The following is a 15,543-nucleotide window of genomic DNA, read 5'->3' on the forward strand; positions in this document are numbered from 1 at the left end:
CGAGGCCGTCGAATAATCCCGTGCCGTGCCACCGGTGGACGTGCAGACTCGCCCCATGACGGACATGAGGGCGTTCCAGGATGCGGTCACCAACTGGGCGACAGGCGGTCCCGACGGGCCTGCGCGCGATCTGGCGGAGAGCCTGGGGGCGCGGACCGCGGTGCTCGTGGAAGGGCTGAGCGATCTCGCGGCCGTCGAGGCGCTGGCCGCCCGGCGTGGCCGGGGCCTGGCCGCCGAGGGAGTGTGTGTCGTGCCGATGGGCGGGGCAATGAGCGTCGGCCGCTATGCCGGCCTCCTCGGGCCGCTCGGCCTCGGTCTGCGCCTGACAGGGCTCTGCGACGAAAGCGAACAGGGCTTCTACGAGCGCGGCCTGACACGGGCACAGGCACCGCTCCAGGACATCTACGTGTGCGCTGCGGATCTGGAGGACGAACTCATCCGCGCGCTCGGCACGGCAGGAGTCGAGGAGATCCTCCGCGCCGAGGGCGACTTCCGCGCCTGGCAGACCTTCCAGCGCCAGCCCGCACAGCACGGCCGGCCCCGGCATCAGCAGGTGCGGCGCTTCCTCGGCACGAAGAAGGGCCGCAAGATCCGCTACGGCCGTCTCCTCGTCGAGGCCCTCGCACCGGACCGGACACCGCCCCCGCTCGACGGCCTCCTCGCGAGACTGTGAGGTCGTGGACGGGCTGCCGTTTCGATCGTGCTCGACAGCGGACGAGCGCGGGGCGTTAATCAGTTGACCGGGTGGCACCGGCTGGGCAGGCTCCAGCACGACCCGCCTGCCCCCACCGGGAGACCTACGCATGACTTCTCACCTGCACGCGCTCTGCTTCGATGCGCACGACCCGCTCCGTCTCGCGCGCTTCTGGGCAGACTTTCTCTGCTGGGAGACGTCCGAGGACTCCTCCGACGGCATCACGCTGCTGCCCAGCGATGGCGCCGGGTTCCGGCTCCGCTTCCTGCCGACCCAGGAGCGCAAGTCAGGCCAGAACCACATGCACTTCGATCTGACGAGCACGTCCCTCGACGACCAGAAGCAGGTGGTGGAGAGGGCGCTCGAACTCGGCGCCCGGCACATCGACATCGGTCAACGCCCGGAGGAGGGGCATGTGGTGCTCGCCGACCCCGAGGGCAATGAGTTCTGTGTCATCGAGCCGGGGAACAGCTTCCTCGCCGAGTGCGGATTCATCGGAGCACTGGCGGGCGATGGTTCGCAGGAGGCCGGGTACTTCTGGAGCCGAGCGCTGGGCTGGCCGTTGGTCTGGGACCGGGACCAGGAGACCGCGATCCGCTCACCGCACGGCGGTCCGAAGGTCACGTGGGGCGGTCCACCGCTGATGCTGAAGGCGGGGAAGGAACGGCTGCACTTCGACCTCGCTCCACCGGCCGGCAGTGACCAGCAGGCGGAGGTCGACCGGCTCGTCTCCCTCGGGGCGACGCGCATCGACATCGGCCAAGGGGACGTCGACTGGGTGGTGATGGCCGACCCCGACGGTCACGAGTTCTGTGTGCTGACCCCCCGATAAGCTCCGGTCTTCGGTGTTGGTGGGCTCGCCGTACCAAAGTCCGAGTTCGCTGATCCATTCCTGGCGAGCCCTGGCTTCGGCGGGGTCGTTGGCAAGGCCGTCGACCACAGTCAGTTGGTTCTGGATCCAGAAGGCGTAGTTCCAGCGGGCTTCCATCTGGGTGTCGGTGAGAGGGAGTCCGGGGTGCCCTCCGGGGAACAGCCAGGGGACGTCGTCCCGGGTGCCGATCTTGGCCTTGCCGTGGCGGGTCGCGACGAGCTCGCTGTCCAGGCCGGCCAGCGACGCTGGGAGAACGACCGGCGAGGTGCCGGATGTGATCGCGACGGTGTCGCGGTCGATGTGGACGTCGTCGACGGTGAGTTGGCTGATGGTGACGATCTTCTGTGCGTAGAGGATCAGCAGTTGGCCCGCGATGCGGTCCGGGGTCGGCAGCGTGTCGTCGTTGAGGAGGCGCCGGGCGTCGGCCCGGCGTTTCTCGCTGACGATGGTGCTCAGCGGGCCGGTCCAGCCGACGGTGCGGTAGGTGAGTCCGCGGGCATGCCGGTGCTGAACTGACCAGGGCACGAAGTGGCCGGTCTCGTCGCGGTAGCTGACCGTGGGGTCGGCCATCCACCGTTCCAGATCTGGCCGGGTGCAGGTCCCCAGCGTGAGCCCTTCGCGGTTGAGCCGGGTGAGGAAGTTGTCGGCTGCGGTGACGTGGCAGCGTACGTTCAGATCCTGGAGGCGAGTCGTGTGGTCTTGGCCGAGGCGTCGTCGGAGTCGGCGCATGTGGTGCCGGACCGCGTAGCCGTGCAGGATCCGGCGCTCGGCGAGATCGATGCGGGCCTGGACTGTCTCGGTGATCCATCTCTCCAGGGCGATGAGCCGTTCGTCGCGAGGCGGGAGGGCGCCGGTCGCGACCAGGACACTGCGCAAGTGGGCCACCGCCTTGCCCGGGGGCAGTTCGTCGAGGACCTCGTGGGTGACGGGCCTCTCGTCGCGTCCTATGCGCTCCAGGAGGTCGCGTGCCTTCGAGCGGGAGACCCAGGCGATGGCGACGTCCGGGCGTTCGGCACTCGTCAATGCCTGGTGGAACGAGGCGAGTTCGAGACGGATGGCCCCGGCGGCGTCGCCGAGGAGGTCGCGTACTTGCTGGTCAAGGACACATCGCTGTCAGGTGGTCGTGCAGACCGGTCAGCGGCCCCAGAAGTCGGGGTCGGGGTTGGTGCACTTCGCGCACAACGGCGCCTCCCAAGTGCCGCTGCGGGCGTGGGCGACGGTGCCGCAGCCGCTGCAGGCCCGTCTGATGCAATTCCCGAGGGTCACCGTATCCCTCGCCGGTGGCCACGGACAGGTGCTTGAAGTGGACCTCGGTGGCGAACAGGCTGCCGGGCCGGGCGGCCATCTCGACCGCGAGAGTCCTCCGCAGCCGAAGCGGGTGGCGGAAGCTGAGGCACGCGGACACCGTTGACTGCCCGGTCGTCGGGTACGTGGGCGGTCCTGCCCGGCCGATGCATCTCGCGGTGGAGCTCCCCGACGGGCGGGTGGCGCCGTCGCGGCGGCTGAGCGCCTCGGTGCGTTTTCATGCCGCTGCCGACCTGGTCGTCTCCGAGCCGGGCGCCCCGGCCTGGTCCAGCGGGGGCGAGGCGTACACGACGTGCGACCGGGGGCTGCTGGTCGAGGTGCCGGCCGGGACGACCAAGCACGCGACCGTCACAGTCACCCGCGTACGCGAGCAGCTATCGAGCGAGGGTCATCCGCAGGCCCCGGCAGACGCGCCCGCCACGTCGCACGGTGCTGCCTGTCCCGGACACGGGGCGGCTGTCCGGGACAGGCGAGAGCCGTTGTCTCGCCCAAGCGTTGTCGGAATGCTCATCGCCAGGACGATCAACCGATCGAGGCATCGGCAGAACGGGGAAAAGAGATGATGAGCAAACGCTCCATGATCACCGGACTCGGCACGGCAGCGGCGGCGGCGAGCCTCCTTGCGCTGGGCACCGGTACGGCGTCGGCGGGGCCCGTCAGCGAAAGCGTCGTGTCGTACGACTCACCCAAGCACGGCTGGGCCTCCGCCCATGCCTTCGTGTCGGTCGACGCGGTCTTCCTGGACGTCTGCGACGGAGGGAAGCCGGACGGGCGCCGCGCGGTGGGCTACTTGTACTTCAACGGCGAACTCGTCAAGTCCGAGCAGGCGGCCGGCGGGACGGGCTCGTGCTCGCCCCCGAGGACGAGCCTCGGCTGGATGGACGGAGCGGGCTACTTCACCGTGAAGGCGTGTACGCGTGACACGGCAACCGGGCCCGATCAAGGCTGCAACAGCTGGCGGTTCTACTTTGACGGGGAGCTGTAGCGCCCCTTCTCGTGGTTCCGCCCCGCTCCCGGCGCTGACGGGGGCGGGGCGGTAGCACGGGCCTGGGCTCGCTCGGCCGCATCAAGCTTGGATCTGTCCGGCAGGCAGACAGCGCCTTAAAAGCGGTGTCCATCAGTCGGCAGGGCGTATCACCGCCGGTCAGCGCACGCGCCCCCGGGGTTTCAGCGCCACCGGCGGCAGTTCGGGAGCGGGCAGCCGGCCGCCGTCGTAGCCCTTCACCTCACCGAAGTGGAAGCTCTCCATCCAGCCCTGCCGGGCCTCCTCGATTTCCTCATGGGAACGCCCGATGAAGTTCCACCACATGGCGGCCGGATTTCCCCATCGACCATCCTCCCGCCGCGTTCACCCCAGCAGATCAGTACGGAGGTGAGGATCACCGCCACGACCGGGAGCCGAGCCTTTTTCTTACCGACGTTGGTCGCTCCAGCGCCCCTGCTTGATGCCGTAGTCGATGAAGAGGATGGGGAGGACTGTGTTGCGCTCTCCCCGCGCGCAGCGCCCGTCCCCAGCTCCGGTGCTGCCGGCGCCGCCGCGCGGGGTGCGGGTGCTGTTCAGCAAGCCGGGTGTCACGGCGGACGAGTTCATCCGTCAACTGGCGCGTGCCGAACCGTCCGGACGGCCCGTCGTGGTGGTCTCCACCGACCACGGAGGTTGCCGACGGGGTGGCGAAGGCGGGGGCCAGACCCGTTGCGTCCATCTTTGCTCCTGGAGCGTCTTTCGCGCGCCTAGTGAGACTTGTTGCGACTTGCCGGAAATAACGGAACGGACCGTCAAGTCGCCGCTACAACGCGTGCGATGTGAGTAAAGAAGTATCTCGTGTGACGAGATTTTTCCTGTGAGGATTTGAACTGATCACAAGATGGTCACTAAGGTCGAGCTTCGAACCTTCGCACGATTGATCACCCATCCGGGGTGGCAGCGAAGACACCGCCGAGTCCGTGACGTGCACGGAGCCGGGGATTCCTCTCCCCCCATAGCCCGGTAGGCGGCTCGAGGAAGAAGGAGCTCGCCTTCGTGGCGTCCCACCGTCGTCCCAAACAGCCGAGCCGCACCCGCGTGACCGTGCTCACCGTGACCGCCGCCGCGGCCGTGGCCCTGACCTCCCAGGCCGCCCACGCCGACCCGAAGCCCTCCAAGGGCGAGGTCAAGGCGAAGGTCGAGAAGCTCAACCACGAAGCCGGCGCGGCCAATGAGCAGTACTACGGCGCCAAGGAGAAGCAGCAGAAGCTGGAGAAGGAAGTCGGCGCGCTGCAGGACAAGGTGGCCCGCGGCCAGCAGGAGATCAACAAGCTGCGCAACGGCCTCGGTTCGCTCGCCGCCGCCCAGTACCGCTCCGGTGGCATCGACCCGTCGGTGCAGCTCTTCCTCTCGTCCAACCCGGACACCTTCCTCGACGAGGCCTCGGCCCTCGACCAGTTGACGGCCAAGCAGACCGAGACCCTGGGGAAGATCCAGGAGAAGCAGCGGGTCCTCGCGCAGGAGCGCAAGCAGGCCCAGGACAAGCTCGGTGACCTCGCGGACGTGCGCAAGACGCTCGGCGCGAAGAAGAAGAAGCTCCAGGACAAGCTGGCCGAGGCGCAGCGCCTGCTCAACACGATGACCCAAGCCGAGCGCACGAAGATGCGCGAGGACGAACAGCGTGCCAGCCGCGCCGCCGGCGACCGGGTCGACCTGGGCAAGGAGGTCCCCGCCTCCGCCTGGGGTGCCGCCGCCCTGAACGCCGCCGACACCCAGGTGGGCAAGCCGTACGGCCGCGGCGGCACCGGCCCCGGATCCTTCGACTGCTCCGGGCTGACCCAGTGGGCCTACGCCCAGGCCAACGTCCAGATCTCCCGGGTCACTTACACCCAGGTCAACGACGGCACCCATATCGGGCGCAGCGCGCTGAAGCCGGGCGACCTGGTCTTCTTCAACAACACCGAGCACGTGGGCCTCTACGCGGGCAACAACACCGTCCTGCACGCCCCGTACCCGGGCACGTTCGTCCGCTACGAGTCGATGAACACCATCGGCAGCTTCCAGTTCGGCGTGCGCGTCGGCTGACGACGCCCGAACGGGCGAATTCCCGCGCCCGCGCAGACAGTCCGCCCCGCCGGAGACCACAGGTCACCGGCGGGGCGGACCTCAATTCCCCGATGCCCGACTGCTCCGCTACCAACAGATCCTTCTCCTCGACGAAGCGCCGGCCGGACGGTGGCGTGGGTGTCAGCGGAGGGGGTCGGAGTCGCGCCGACGATTCCGACACTTGGCGATCGCCGCGCCTCTGGCCACAGCATCATCGGCCTGGCGGTGGTCGACCGGTCGGCTCTGCGTGCCGAGGCACACCTCGAGCCACCGCGGCAACCCGATCGAGGGCTGGATCAACATGTCCAACCTGTACTCGGAAATCCTCCAGGTCAACACGCCCAGCACGTACGACGTCCCCCTCGCCTACGAGACCGTGGGCAAGGACATCTCCTGCAACCTGGGCTCCCTCAACATCGCCGCCGTCGCCCTCGTGCCTCACCGTAATGCACCCCTGACCGAGACCGGTCGTCTGCGTCTGGCCCGCTGTGTGGTCGAGGACGGCCGGCCGCTGCGGCGGGCTGCCGAGCGCTTCCAGGTCTCGCCCACAACGGCCCGGCGTTGGGCGGACCGTTACCGGCTGTCCGGCGAGGCAGGCATGACGGACCGTTCAAGCCGTCCGCACGCGAGCCCGCGCCGCACCCCGACCCGGACCCGGCCCCGGACCGACACAGTCTTGAGGGGAAGCAGGCCATGACCGACATCGCGTCCCGCGATGACATCTCCCGCACGGCCGGCCGCACGGAGAAACTGCCGGATCGGGGTCTTCGCGGCACCTGATCCTCCGGGCGAGGAGTGTCGTCGGCCCGTCAGAACACGCGGATCGGGATCTCGGCGGGGGCTGCGAGCAGATCGGAGATCTCGTCGTCCAGCCGGACCAGTGTGATGGAGGCGCCGGCCATGTCGAGCGAGGTGCAGTACTCACCCACGTAGCTGCGCCCGATCTCGATGCCTCGCTCGGTCAGCTGCTTGTGGGCCCGTCCGTACACCAAGTAGAGCTCGCCGATGGGTGTGCCGCCGAGGCCGTTGACCATCAGTGCGACGCGGTCACCGGAGGAGTACGGCAGGTCGTCCACAACCGTGCTGACGAGCTCGCGCACCATCGCGTCCGCCGACTGGAGCTTCTCACGCTTCCGGCCCGGCTCGCCGTGGATGCCCACGCCCATCTCCACCGCGTCTTCGGGCAGTTCGAACAGCGGCGAGCCCTTCGCGGGCGGCGTACAAGCGGTGAGCGCCATACCCATGGATCGGGTGACGGAGTTGACCTTCTCTCCGATCCGGTGCACCTCGTCGAGGTCCGCACCCCGCTCGGCGGCCGCGCCGACGGCCTTCATCACGAAGAAGTTGCCGGCCACCCCGCGCCGGCCGACGGTGTACGTCGAGTCCTGTACGGCCACGTCGTCATCGATGAAGAGAGTACGTACGGTCACCCCGTCGGCCTGGGACAGCTCCTCGGCCATCTCGAAGGCCATCCGGTCCCCGGTGTAGTTGTTGACCAGCAACAGAACGCCCTTCGGGGAGGCGACCAGCTTGACCGTCTCGTAGACGGAGTCGGCCGGCGGCGCGGAGAACACGTCGCCGGGACAGGCCGCGTCGAGCATCCCCTTGCCGACGGTCATCACATGCGCCGGCTCGTGACCGGACCCGGAGCCCTGCACGATGGAGACCTTGTTCTCCTGCGGGGCGTCGGCGCGCATGATCAGGTTGTACTCGGGGACGTACTTCAGCGTGTCGGGGTTGGCCAGGGCGAGCCCTTCCAGCATCTCCGCAACGTAGTCCTTCGGGTCGTTGACGAACTTCTTCATCCCGTAACTCCTTCATCGTGCCGGTCCCGGCCGCTGGGAGGTGGTCCGGGAGCCAGGCCCGCTGTCTGCCGTCAGTCGCGTGCGTCCCACTCGGCGGCGACGCGCTCCGCCATGACCGCGACCGCCACCGCGCCCGGGTCCGGCAAGCCGATACTGCGCTCACCGGTGTAGCTCTGGCGACCGCGTCGGGCCTGCATGGATGTCGTCGCGTCGGCCGCAGCACGGGCCGTCGCGGCGGCCAACCGGGCGAGTTCCGCCGCGCCGGCCCCCGGTCCGCCATCGGCCAGCCGCTGCTCCAGGGCATCGGTCATCGGTATCAGCGCGTCCAGCAGCGTCTTGTCGCCGAGGTCGGACTTGCCCCGCGCCTTGATCCCCTCGGCCGCGGCCCGCAGCATGGCCACCACATCCGCGGCGTCCAGCTCCGGCCGGTCCCTCACGGCCCCGGACGCCCGCAGAAAGGCTGTACCCCAGAGCGGCCCCGACGTGCCGCCGACTCGCTTGGAGATCACCAGCGCGACCTTCTTCAGGAATTCAGCCGGCGAGCCTGATGCGAGGGCGTCCCAGTCGGCGAGCACGATCTCGAAGCCGCGAGCGAGCGAGTACCCGAAGTCCCCGTCACCCGCGACGGCGTCGAGGTCACCGAATGCCCTTTCGTTGTCGACCGCCGTCCGGGCAATGGTCCGGACGACGAAGGCGAGGTCGCCGACGGGTGTCGATGGCGATGACATGACTCTCCTGACTACAGCGACGTCAGTGCGAACGAGGATCGGGACCAGGCGGCGCGGAGTCGAGCGGCCCAGCTGCGGACGGACCCGATGCGATGGAGCCTGCGTCACCGCCGGCGGTGAGCAGGGCGGCCAGGTCCGCAAGCACCACCCATGGCCCCGGGTGGGCGCCGAGCGGATCGCTCAGCACCCGGGTGACGGTCTCCTCCGGCGGCGGATCGCCGAGCGAGGTGACCACCAGGGAGGCCCCGGTGAAGTCCTCCTCCTCGGTGTAGGCGCTGGTCGTGACGGCGCAGGCCAACCCGGCACCGAGCGCGGCCAGCATCCCGTTGCGGCTGTCCTCGATCGCGACGACGTGCGCCGGATCGAGTCCCAGCCGGTGCACGGCGTAAGCGTAGATGTCCGGGGCGGGCTTCTTCCGCTGGACCACATCCCCGGCAAACACGCTGAAGTGAGCTGCCAGTTCGGGACCCATGGCGAGTTCGAGCACGCTGCGGACGGACGCCTCCGCGGAGGTGGAGGCGACCGCGAGCGTCCAACCGGCCTCGTGCGCCTCCGCTGCGACCCGCCGCACGCCGGGCCTGGGCGGAATGCCTCCGCTGCGGATGATCCCGGTGTAGATCTCGGTCTTGCGCCGGTGCCAGCCGGCGACCTGCTCCTCAAGTGCAGCCCGGTCGGCAGGCAGACCTGCGGCAGCGACGAAGTCGGGGGTCAGCAGTGTCCGCATCCGCTCCTTGCCGCCGCCGACCTTCACCTTCTCCGCGTACTCCTCGTCGCTCCACCGCACGGGCAGACCGAATTCCTCGAACGTCTCGTTGAATGCGGGCAGGTGTCCGTTGCGTTCGGTATCGGCGAGGACGCCGTCGCAGTCGAAGATGAGCGCGGGCACGGCCTCAGCCCGCCCGCCCGGCGCTGCCGAAGAGCCTCATCAGGGAACCGGCCAACTCGATGACGTCCTGGCGGACGGCCCGGAAGAGCGACGGCGGATCCCACTTCTGCCGCTCCGCCGCCGATTCGAGGAAGGCCAGATTCGACTTCATGAACGTCTCCTTGAGGGCGGTCGAGATGTTGACCTTCGCGCACCCCCGGGAGATCAGGTCGCGGAACTGCTCGTCGGACAGTCCGCTACCGCCGTGCAGCGCGATCGGAACCGGATAGGCCGCCACGAGGTCGGACACGCGCTGGGCGTCTAGCACCGGCGCCTGCTTGTACGACCCGTGGGCGTTTCCGATCGCCGGTGCGAAGACGTCGACCTGTGTGGTCCGCAGGAACTCCAACGCGACCGCGAGGTCCTGCTGCTCGGCGGCGATGTCGCTGCCGATGCCGTCCTCCACACCAGTGATCGATTCGATCTCGCCCTCGACCGCGGCCCCGTACGCGCGAGCCTCCGCGACGACCTCGACGGTCTGCCGCATGTTCTCCTCGACCGGCAGCTTGGAGGCGTCGAAGAGCACCGAGTTCCACCCCTGCCGCAGGCACTCGGTGATGACCTCGCGTTCCGGACAGTGATCCAGGTGCAGGGCGACAGGCACCTCGATGCCGGCGGTCATCGCGGTCCACATGGCGTAGAGCACGTCGCTGCCGATGGACTTGACCGTCTTCACGGAGGTCTGCACGATCAGCGGCGACGCGTTCTCCACCGCGGCCGCCAGCACGGCCTCCAGCGTGAGGTCGTTGAACACGTTGATGGCCGGTACGGCGTAGCGCTCGTTGAAAGGCCCGGAGAGGATCTCGGTCAGCGGTGTCACACCCACGGCGCCTCCACGTTTCCGCCCCCGCTCCCTCCATTCCACGCCCGCGAACCACACCCCGCCACTTGTGGCCTGAATTCAGGCGGCCCGAGCGGCCCGTCGGTCCACGAACGGGACCGGGGCCTGGATCATCGTCGCTCCGGATGCCTGCGACGTGAACGCTGTCTCCCCCTCCTCAAGCATCGCCTTGCGCGTGGCCGCGCCCGCGCCACACTTCCGGCCGGTGCTGGAGCTGACCTGAGCCGAGGTGGTCCTGAACGTACTGCTGACAGTGAAGGACGCCTTGCCTTGACCAGCCGCGAGAGGCACGAGGAGTGGACCCCGCAATGGGCGCGCGCTGGACCAGGCGTCGCACGTTCTCGCAGGCCCTGGATCTGCGGTGCCGGATCGTGTTGGAGAGCGCAACGGGTACGACGAACAAGGATGTTGCCGGCTGCGCGCGGTGTGGTCGGCGGCGGCCTCGGCGAAGCACAGGACGGCTGCGAAACTGGCGCAGGCGGCGTGTTGCTAGGACCAGCACGCCGAGGACGTTGGCGGCGGAGCGGGACCAGCACGCCGAACCCGCCGTGTCGGCGTCCCCTGTGCTCCGTGCCGCACCGCCCGACGCCCGGCCCACCGTGGAACGCGCCTGTGCAGAACGCTCGCCGAGCGATTTCCGCTGATCGGCAGTGAGGGGCGGATCACGAAGGTACCGTGGCCGAACCTGAGTCCGACCTGGCCGTTTCGGCCGCACGAGGTGACGAACGATGAACGATTACGCACTGTCCGCACCGCATCCCACGAACGCACACCCCGCCCGCGTCTACAACGTCTGGCTGGGCGGCAAGGATCACTATCCGGTGGATCAGGAGGCAGCCGAACTCGCTGCCCGGGCGAACCCGACAATTGTGCCGTCGGTCCGGGCCAACCGGGCTTTCCTGGGCCGCGCCGTACGTCACCTCGCGGCGGCCGGGGTCCGCCAGTTCCTCGACATCGGTACGGGCATTCCCGCCGCAGAGAACACCCACGAGGTGGCCCAGCGGGCCGCTCCCGAATCGCGTGTCGTCTACGTCGACAACGACCCGATCGTCCTCTCCCACGCGCGGGCGCTGCTGGTCAGCGGCCCCGAGGGGCAGACCGACTATGTGCAGACCGATGCGCGGGACGTGGACACGATTCTCGACGCTGCCTCCCGCACCCTGGATCTGGAGCAGCCGGTCGGCCTCATGCTGGTGGCGATACTGCAGTACATCAAGGACGCCGAGGACCCGTGGGACGTCACCCGCCGGCTGCTGGACCGCCTTGCCCCGGGCAGTCACCTCGTCCTGTCCCATCCGGCCGTCGACGTCACCGCCCCCGAGGTCGCCGAATCCATGCGGATCTACAACGAGCGTGCAGCCAGCCACGCCTCCGCCACCCCCCGCACCCACGAAGAGGTTCAACGATTCTGCGATGGCCTGGAAATCCTGGAACCGGGCGTTGTCACCCTGACCCGCTGGCGTCCCGGACCGTCCGACACTCCGGATGACACCCTGCCCATGTGGTGTGCCGTCGCCCACAAGGCTTAACTGATCGTTTCAGAATGAGATCGGTGTGGTGGGTTGGCAGTTGGGTGTTGTGTCGGCATGATCCGCTGGGTGTCTGCTGATCTTGTGCCTGATGACCTGTGGGAGCGTATAGCCCCGCTGCTGCCGGACCGGCCGCCCAGGCGGCGTCGGTATCCCGGGCGGTTGCCGGTGGATGACCGGGCCGCTCCGCGGGGCATTGTTTACGTGCTGTGCACGAGCGTGAGCTGGCGGGATGTTCCCGCAGAGCGGGTGGGTTGCAGTGGGGTGACGGCCTGGCGGCGTCTGCGGGACTGGACCGAGGCCGGGGTATGACCCCGTCTGCACGAGGTACTTCTGGCGGAACTACGCAGAGAAGGCCTGCCCGAGATCATGAACGCGATCATCTGGGTCCGCCAAGGCAAGACCAAGCTCGCCCTGGCGAACATCTCCGGCGCCGTGATGATCCAGGCGACCGTTCCCAGTGGACTGGGGCTGCTGTTCACCGGCTGGAAGTTCGACGGCGCCCTGCTCTGGGCCGGGCTGATCACCATGGCCGCGATCGTCTATCTCCTGGTAACGATGCGCGCCCACAAGCTCACCCCCGGGCGGCCGGCCGTGGCGGCCCTCTTCTACGTCGTCTTCGGCCTGGGACTCATCCCGATCCTGGCCTGACGGCCCTGCCCCACCTCACGCGGTGGCGGCCCGGGAGGGCCGCCACCGGGTTCCCGGACGTTGCTGATGGACTTTGAGACCTGGCTGGCGCAGAAGGGGAAGTCCATGATCGAGGAATTGCTCAGCCGGCCGGACGTCCGATGAGCGGCCACCGTCCAGCGAGCCTTGAGACAGCCGTCGAGGGGCGATGTCCGTGTTCCGCCACAAGGGATACGAGGGCGCCTCGGTCCAGGACCTGGTGGATGCCGCCGGGGCTGCCCCGGCTGACCATTCACACCCTCACATCTGGAATGTGCGCTCGAGATTCACTCAGGGGAACAGAATGAAGAAGATCGGCGTAGACGTCATCGGTGCGAGCATGGCCGGATGGGCCTCCCTCAGTCACATCCCGGCCCTACACACCCTGCGGGACTTCGAACTGAGGGCGATCAGCACCTCATTGGATGTGTGGTGACGTCCGATCCGACCGGTGAGGCTGAGGCGTGCGGGCATCAGCGGAGGTGGATGCGGTCGTCGGCCACCGGACTGCTGGTGCGGGTCAACTCCCGTTGCCGCCATGCTCCGGGCGGGTCTCCGTGATGGCGCCGGAAGGCTGCGGCGAACGCGTAGGGCGAGCCGTAGCCGATCACGTTGGCGATTTTCGCCAGGCCCAGCTCGCCGTTGCGTAGATAGTCGCGGGCCAGGGTCATTCGCCAATCGGTCAGGTATTGCATCGGAGTCTGGCCGAGCGCATCTCGGAAGGTTCGTGCGAAGGCCGCCCGGGACAGTCCGCTGATCTCGGCGAGCTCGGGGACCGACCAGGGGTGCCCGGCATCCTCGTGTATGGCTTGCAACGCTGCGTTCAGCCGGGGATCCGCCGACGCCCGGTACCAGCGAGGTGCGGTGGTGCTCTGACGGAAACTGGTACGGATGGCAAGAACCAGAAGTATGTCGAGGAGCCGGTCCAGCACTGTGGGCTGACCCGGCTCAGGGGAAGCCAGCTCGCGGGACAGCAGGCCAATCACGTCGCGCAGGGGATCTCCGACGGCCGCCGAGAGCGGCAGCACCTGGGGCAGCGCATCGAGCAGGCCACTGCCGACGTCCCCCGAAAACCGGTAGGCGCCACACAGGAACACCGTCGCCTGTGGGTCGTCCGAGCGTCCGTCGCACCCGTGATGCGCCCGGAACTCCTCCGGTTCGAGGCAGTCGGCGCCGGGTTCATGGCCGATGTAGTGATCGGGGCCCCCGCGGACAAGCGTTACGTCGCCCGGCGAGAGCTCCATCGGGCTCTGAGAGTCATCGTCGAACCACAGCCACCCGCGCCCCCGTACGACAGCATGCACCGCGAGCTGGATAGAACCCCCCAGCCGCAACCCCCAGGGAGGCGTGGCCACCGTCCGAGCGAAAACAGCGCCCGAGGCGCGCGCTCTCGTGAGGTGGTCGTACAGCAGATCCATGCGCCGAGTATTAAGCAGGACAATCACAGCAGTCAATTCCGTGAGCGTTTGAAACAAGGAACGGAGAGGATCACGCATTGATTCGTTCGACAGGTGGTCTCACCATGGAGTCATGACTGATTCACAGCAGACGACACTTGTGCTCGGCGGTACCGGACGAACCGGATCGCTGGTGGCGCAGAAACTGATCGAGCGGGGTCTGAATGCGCGTACGGCCTCGCGCCACGGCGCCGACGTGCTGTTCGACTGGGACGACCCGACCACGCATGCCCGTGCCCTGGACGGCGTCGATGGCGTCTACCTCGTCACGCCCGTCATGCGGGTCAAGTACGCCGGCCTGGTGTCCGACTTCCTCGATCTTGCCGCAGGAGCCGGGGTGCGGCACGTTACGCACCTCAGCACCTACGGCAGCGACCAGGCACCACCGGAGGTCGACATCCGGGCCGTCGAGCTCGACCTCGCGCGCCGAGGAGCCCTCACACACTCCATCCTGCGTCCCGCATGGGTCATGCAGAACTTCGTGGACGAACACGTGCCGGTCATCGAAGGAGCCATCACCGTACCGACCCGCGGCGGCGCGGAAGCCTTCGTCGATGCCGCGGACATCGCGGCGGTCGCGGTCGAGACACTGGTCGACCCTGACGCCCATGCCGGCGCGCAGTACGCGCCGACCGGCCCCCAGTCGCTCACGGTCAGCGAGGTCGCCGACATCATCGCCGACGTGATCGGCGGACCCGTCACCCACAACGACATCGACCCTGACGCATGGATCGGCGGTGCGATCGCAGCCGGCCTCGTACCCGCCGACTACGCCGTGATGCTCCGCTGGCTGACGGGGACCATCATCTCCGGCAACGGTTCCCGGCCCAATGACGACATCGAGAAGGTCACGGGCAGGCCGCCCATCACCTTCCAGGACTTCGCCCGGCGGAATGCACCCGCATGGACCCTCCAGGACGCCAAGTGACCACGCCCATCGATGACTTCGACGACTTCGCGGCTCTGGACCCCTTCTTCCGAATCATCGAGGAAGGACTGGCAGGCTTCGTTGGCGGACGGCACTTCTTCGATCTCCTGGCCGAAGACGTCATCTTCGACTACGTGATTTCCGTTCCCGGATACCCGCGACGGGTTGAGGGACGCCGGGCCGTGGCCGAGCTCTACCGCGGCTACGGCAGCACCATGGTCCTGCGGAGCGCGGACGAACTGGCCGTTCACCGGGACCGTGAGGCGTCGGTGATCGTGCTTGAGTACGCGGTGCACGGGCAGGCAGTCCGAACCGGGCGGGCCTACGACAACCACTTCGTCTCTGTGATCACCATCAAGGACCGCAAAGTCACGCACTGGCGTGACTACCTGGACCCCGTCGCAGTCTTCAACGCGATCGGATGGCCTGCACAGTAACGGTCTACTCGCGGCGGCTCCGAGCTCGACGCTCTCGCCGAGGAACCCTGGTGGCCGAGCGCGAGAGCCCCGGCGGGATCCGTGACCTCTTGGAGGACACGGGCCGCCGCCTACCGGCCCGGGAAAGCCTGCCAACACTCGGCAAGCGCGGGTGTCCCGAAGAACAACGGCAGCGGACCTCAAAAGACAAGATCGTGAGACAGAAGTGCCGTGTCCCCCACATGAGACAGTCGGGAAAGACCAGGCCGTCACAGCGGAACGGGACATTCCGAATGCGGACCTAC

The 15,543-nt window shown here is 68.2% G+C and carries 16 protein-coding genes and 5 pseudogenes; 14 read left to right on the forward strand and 7 right to left on the reverse strand.

Features of this window, described 5'->3' with window-relative positions; translation table 11 throughout:
- The first annotated feature begins 55 nt into the window (after positions 1-55).
- The 4 genes from ACGFU7_RS22080 to ACGFU7_RS22095 all read left to right on the forward strand — a co-directional run bounded on the left by ACGFU7_RS22080 (position 56) and on the right by ACGFU7_RS22095 (position 3,855).
- The gene (locus tag ACGFU7_RS22080; protein WP_393697711.1) at positions 56-673 is read left to right on the forward strand and encodes a TOPRIM nucleotidyl transferase/hydrolase domain-containing protein; all 618 of its coding nucleotides are present in this window, start codon (positions 56-58) and stop codon (positions 671-673) included.
- A 130-nt stretch (positions 674-803) separates the two neighbouring features.
- The gene (locus tag ACGFU7_RS22085; protein WP_393697712.1) at positions 804-1,526 is read left to right on the forward strand and encodes a VOC family protein; all 723 of its coding nucleotides are present in this window, start codon (positions 804-806) and stop codon (positions 1,524-1,526) included.
- 1,156 nt (positions 1,527-2,682) lie between these two features.
- Positions 2,683-2,976, forward strand: coding sequence for a hypothetical protein (locus ACGFU7_RS22090; protein ID WP_393697713.1), 294 nt, complete (start codon positions 2,683-2,685; stop codon positions 2,974-2,976).
- Positions 2,977-3,429: 453 nt separating this feature from the next.
- On the forward strand, positions 3,430-3,855 hold the full coding sequence (locus tag ACGFU7_RS22095; protein ID WP_393697714.1) for a hypothetical protein: 426 nt from the start codon (positions 3,430-3,432) through the stop codon (positions 3,853-3,855).
- Positions 3,856-4,014: 159 nt separating this feature from the next.
- Here ACGFU7_RS22095 and ACGFU7_RS22100 read toward each other — a convergent pair.
- Positions 4,015-4,179, reverse strand: a pseudogene (locus ACGFU7_RS22100) (pirin family protein); the annotation flags it as partial.
- Between the two features lie 102 nt (positions 4,180-4,281).
- Complete coding sequence (locus ACGFU7_RS22105) at positions 4,282-4,461, reverse strand: hypothetical protein (protein ID WP_393697764.1); 180 nt, start codon at positions 4,459-4,461, stop codon at positions 4,282-4,284.
- Between ACGFU7_RS22105 and ACGFU7_RS22110 the strand changes: the two are divergent.
- The 4 genes and pseudogenes from ACGFU7_RS22110 to ACGFU7_RS22125 all read left to right on the forward strand — a co-directional run.
- A pseudogene (locus ACGFU7_RS22110) lies at positions 4,385-4,605 on the forward strand (NYN domain-containing protein); the annotation flags it as partial. The gene ACGFU7_RS22105 and the pseudogene ACGFU7_RS22110 sit on opposite strands and share 77 nt — an antisense overlap.
- A 285-nt stretch (positions 4,606-4,890) precedes the next feature.
- Positions 4,891-5,919, forward strand: coding sequence for an NlpC/P60 family protein (locus tag ACGFU7_RS22115; RefSeq protein ID WP_393697715.1), 1,029 nt, complete (start codon positions 4,891-4,893; stop codon positions 5,917-5,919).
- A 202-nt stretch (positions 5,920-6,121) separates the two neighbouring features.
- Positions 6,122-6,361 (forward strand): annotated as a pseudogene (locus ACGFU7_RS22120) (hypothetical protein); the annotation flags it as partial.
- Between the two features lie 12 nt (positions 6,362-6,373).
- A pseudogene (locus ACGFU7_RS22125) lies at positions 6,374-6,604 on the forward strand (helix-turn-helix domain-containing protein); the annotation flags it as partial.
- Positions 6,605-6,749: 145 nt separating this feature from the next.
- Here the strand turns inward: ACGFU7_RS22125 and dhaK are convergent.
- The 4 genes from dhaK to ACGFU7_RS22145 all read right to left on the reverse strand — a co-directional run bounded on the left by dhaK (position 6,750) and on the right by ACGFU7_RS22145 (position 10,224).
- On the reverse strand, positions 6,750-7,745 hold the full coding sequence (gene dhaK, locus ACGFU7_RS22130; RefSeq protein WP_393697716.1) for a dihydroxyacetone kinase subunit DhaK: 996 nt from the start codon (positions 7,743-7,745) through the stop codon (positions 6,750-6,752).
- Positions 7,746-7,816: 71 nt separating this feature from the next.
- Positions 7,817-8,473: a dihydroxyacetone kinase subunit DhaL gene (gene dhaL, locus ACGFU7_RS22135; protein WP_393697717.1), complete on the reverse strand. Its 657-nt coding sequence runs from the start codon at positions 8,471-8,473 to the stop codon at positions 7,817-7,819.
- Positions 8,474-8,495: 22 nt separating this feature from the next.
- Complete coding sequence (locus ACGFU7_RS22140) at positions 8,496-9,359, reverse strand: HAD-IA family hydrolase (protein WP_393697718.1); 864 nt, start codon at positions 9,357-9,359, stop codon at positions 8,496-8,498.
- A gap of 4 nt (positions 9,360-9,363) precedes the next feature.
- Positions 9,364-10,224: a ketose-bisphosphate aldolase gene (locus ACGFU7_RS22145; RefSeq protein WP_393697719.1), complete on the reverse strand. Its 861-nt coding sequence runs from the start codon at positions 10,222-10,224 to the stop codon at positions 9,364-9,366.
- Positions 10,225-10,967: 743 nt separating this feature from the next.
- On the opposite strand from ACGFU7_RS22145, the gene ACGFU7_RS22150 reads away from it, so the two are divergent.
- The 4 genes and pseudogenes from ACGFU7_RS22150 to ACGFU7_RS22165 all read left to right on the forward strand — a co-directional run bounded on the left by ACGFU7_RS22150 (position 10,968) and on the right by ACGFU7_RS22165 (position 12,873).
- On the forward strand, positions 10,968-11,768 hold the full coding sequence (locus tag ACGFU7_RS22150) for an SAM-dependent methyltransferase (protein ID WP_393697720.1): 801 nt from the start codon (positions 10,968-10,970) through the stop codon (positions 11,766-11,768).
- A gap of 69 nt (positions 11,769-11,837) precedes the next feature.
- Positions 11,838-12,077, forward strand: a pseudogene (locus ACGFU7_RS22155) (transposase); the annotation flags it as partial.
- A 60-nt stretch (positions 12,078-12,137) separates the two neighbouring features.
- On the forward strand, positions 12,138-12,419 hold the full coding sequence (locus ACGFU7_RS22160; RefSeq protein WP_393697721.1) for a hypothetical protein: 282 nt from the start codon (positions 12,138-12,140) through the stop codon (positions 12,417-12,419).
- 322 nt (positions 12,420-12,741) lie between these two features.
- On the forward strand, positions 12,742-12,873 hold the full coding sequence (locus ACGFU7_RS22165; protein WP_393697722.1) for a hypothetical protein: 132 nt from the start codon (positions 12,742-12,744) through the stop codon (positions 12,871-12,873).
- 37 nt (positions 12,874-12,910) lie between these two features.
- On the opposite strand, the gene ACGFU7_RS22170 is transcribed toward ACGFU7_RS22165, so the two are convergent.
- Complete coding sequence (locus ACGFU7_RS22170; protein WP_393697723.1) at positions 12,911-13,855, reverse strand: AraC family transcriptional regulator; 945 nt, start codon at positions 13,853-13,855, stop codon at positions 12,911-12,913.
- A 112-nt stretch (positions 13,856-13,967) separates the two neighbouring features.
- Between ACGFU7_RS22170 and ACGFU7_RS22175 the strand changes: the two genes are divergently transcribed.
- Both ACGFU7_RS22175 and ACGFU7_RS22180 read left to right on the forward strand, forming a co-directional pair.
- A complete protein-coding gene (locus ACGFU7_RS22175) occupies positions 13,968-14,822 on the forward strand; it encodes an NmrA family NAD(P)-binding protein (RefSeq protein ID WP_393697724.1) in 855 nt (284 codons plus the stop codon).
- Positions 14,819-15,259: a nuclear transport factor 2 family protein gene (locus ACGFU7_RS22180; RefSeq protein ID WP_393697725.1), complete on the forward strand. Its 441-nt coding sequence runs from the start codon at positions 14,819-14,821 to the stop codon at positions 15,257-15,259. The genes ACGFU7_RS22175 and ACGFU7_RS22180 overlap by 4 nt, the downstream gene beginning before the upstream one ends.
- The last annotated feature ends 284 nt before the right edge of the window (positions 15,260-15,543 follow it).

Origin of the sequence: Streptomyces sp. NPDC048473 (assembly GCF_043200155.1) — a bacterium.
Classification (GTDB): Bacteria; Actinomycetota; Actinomycetes; order Streptomycetales; family Streptomycetaceae; genus Streptomyces.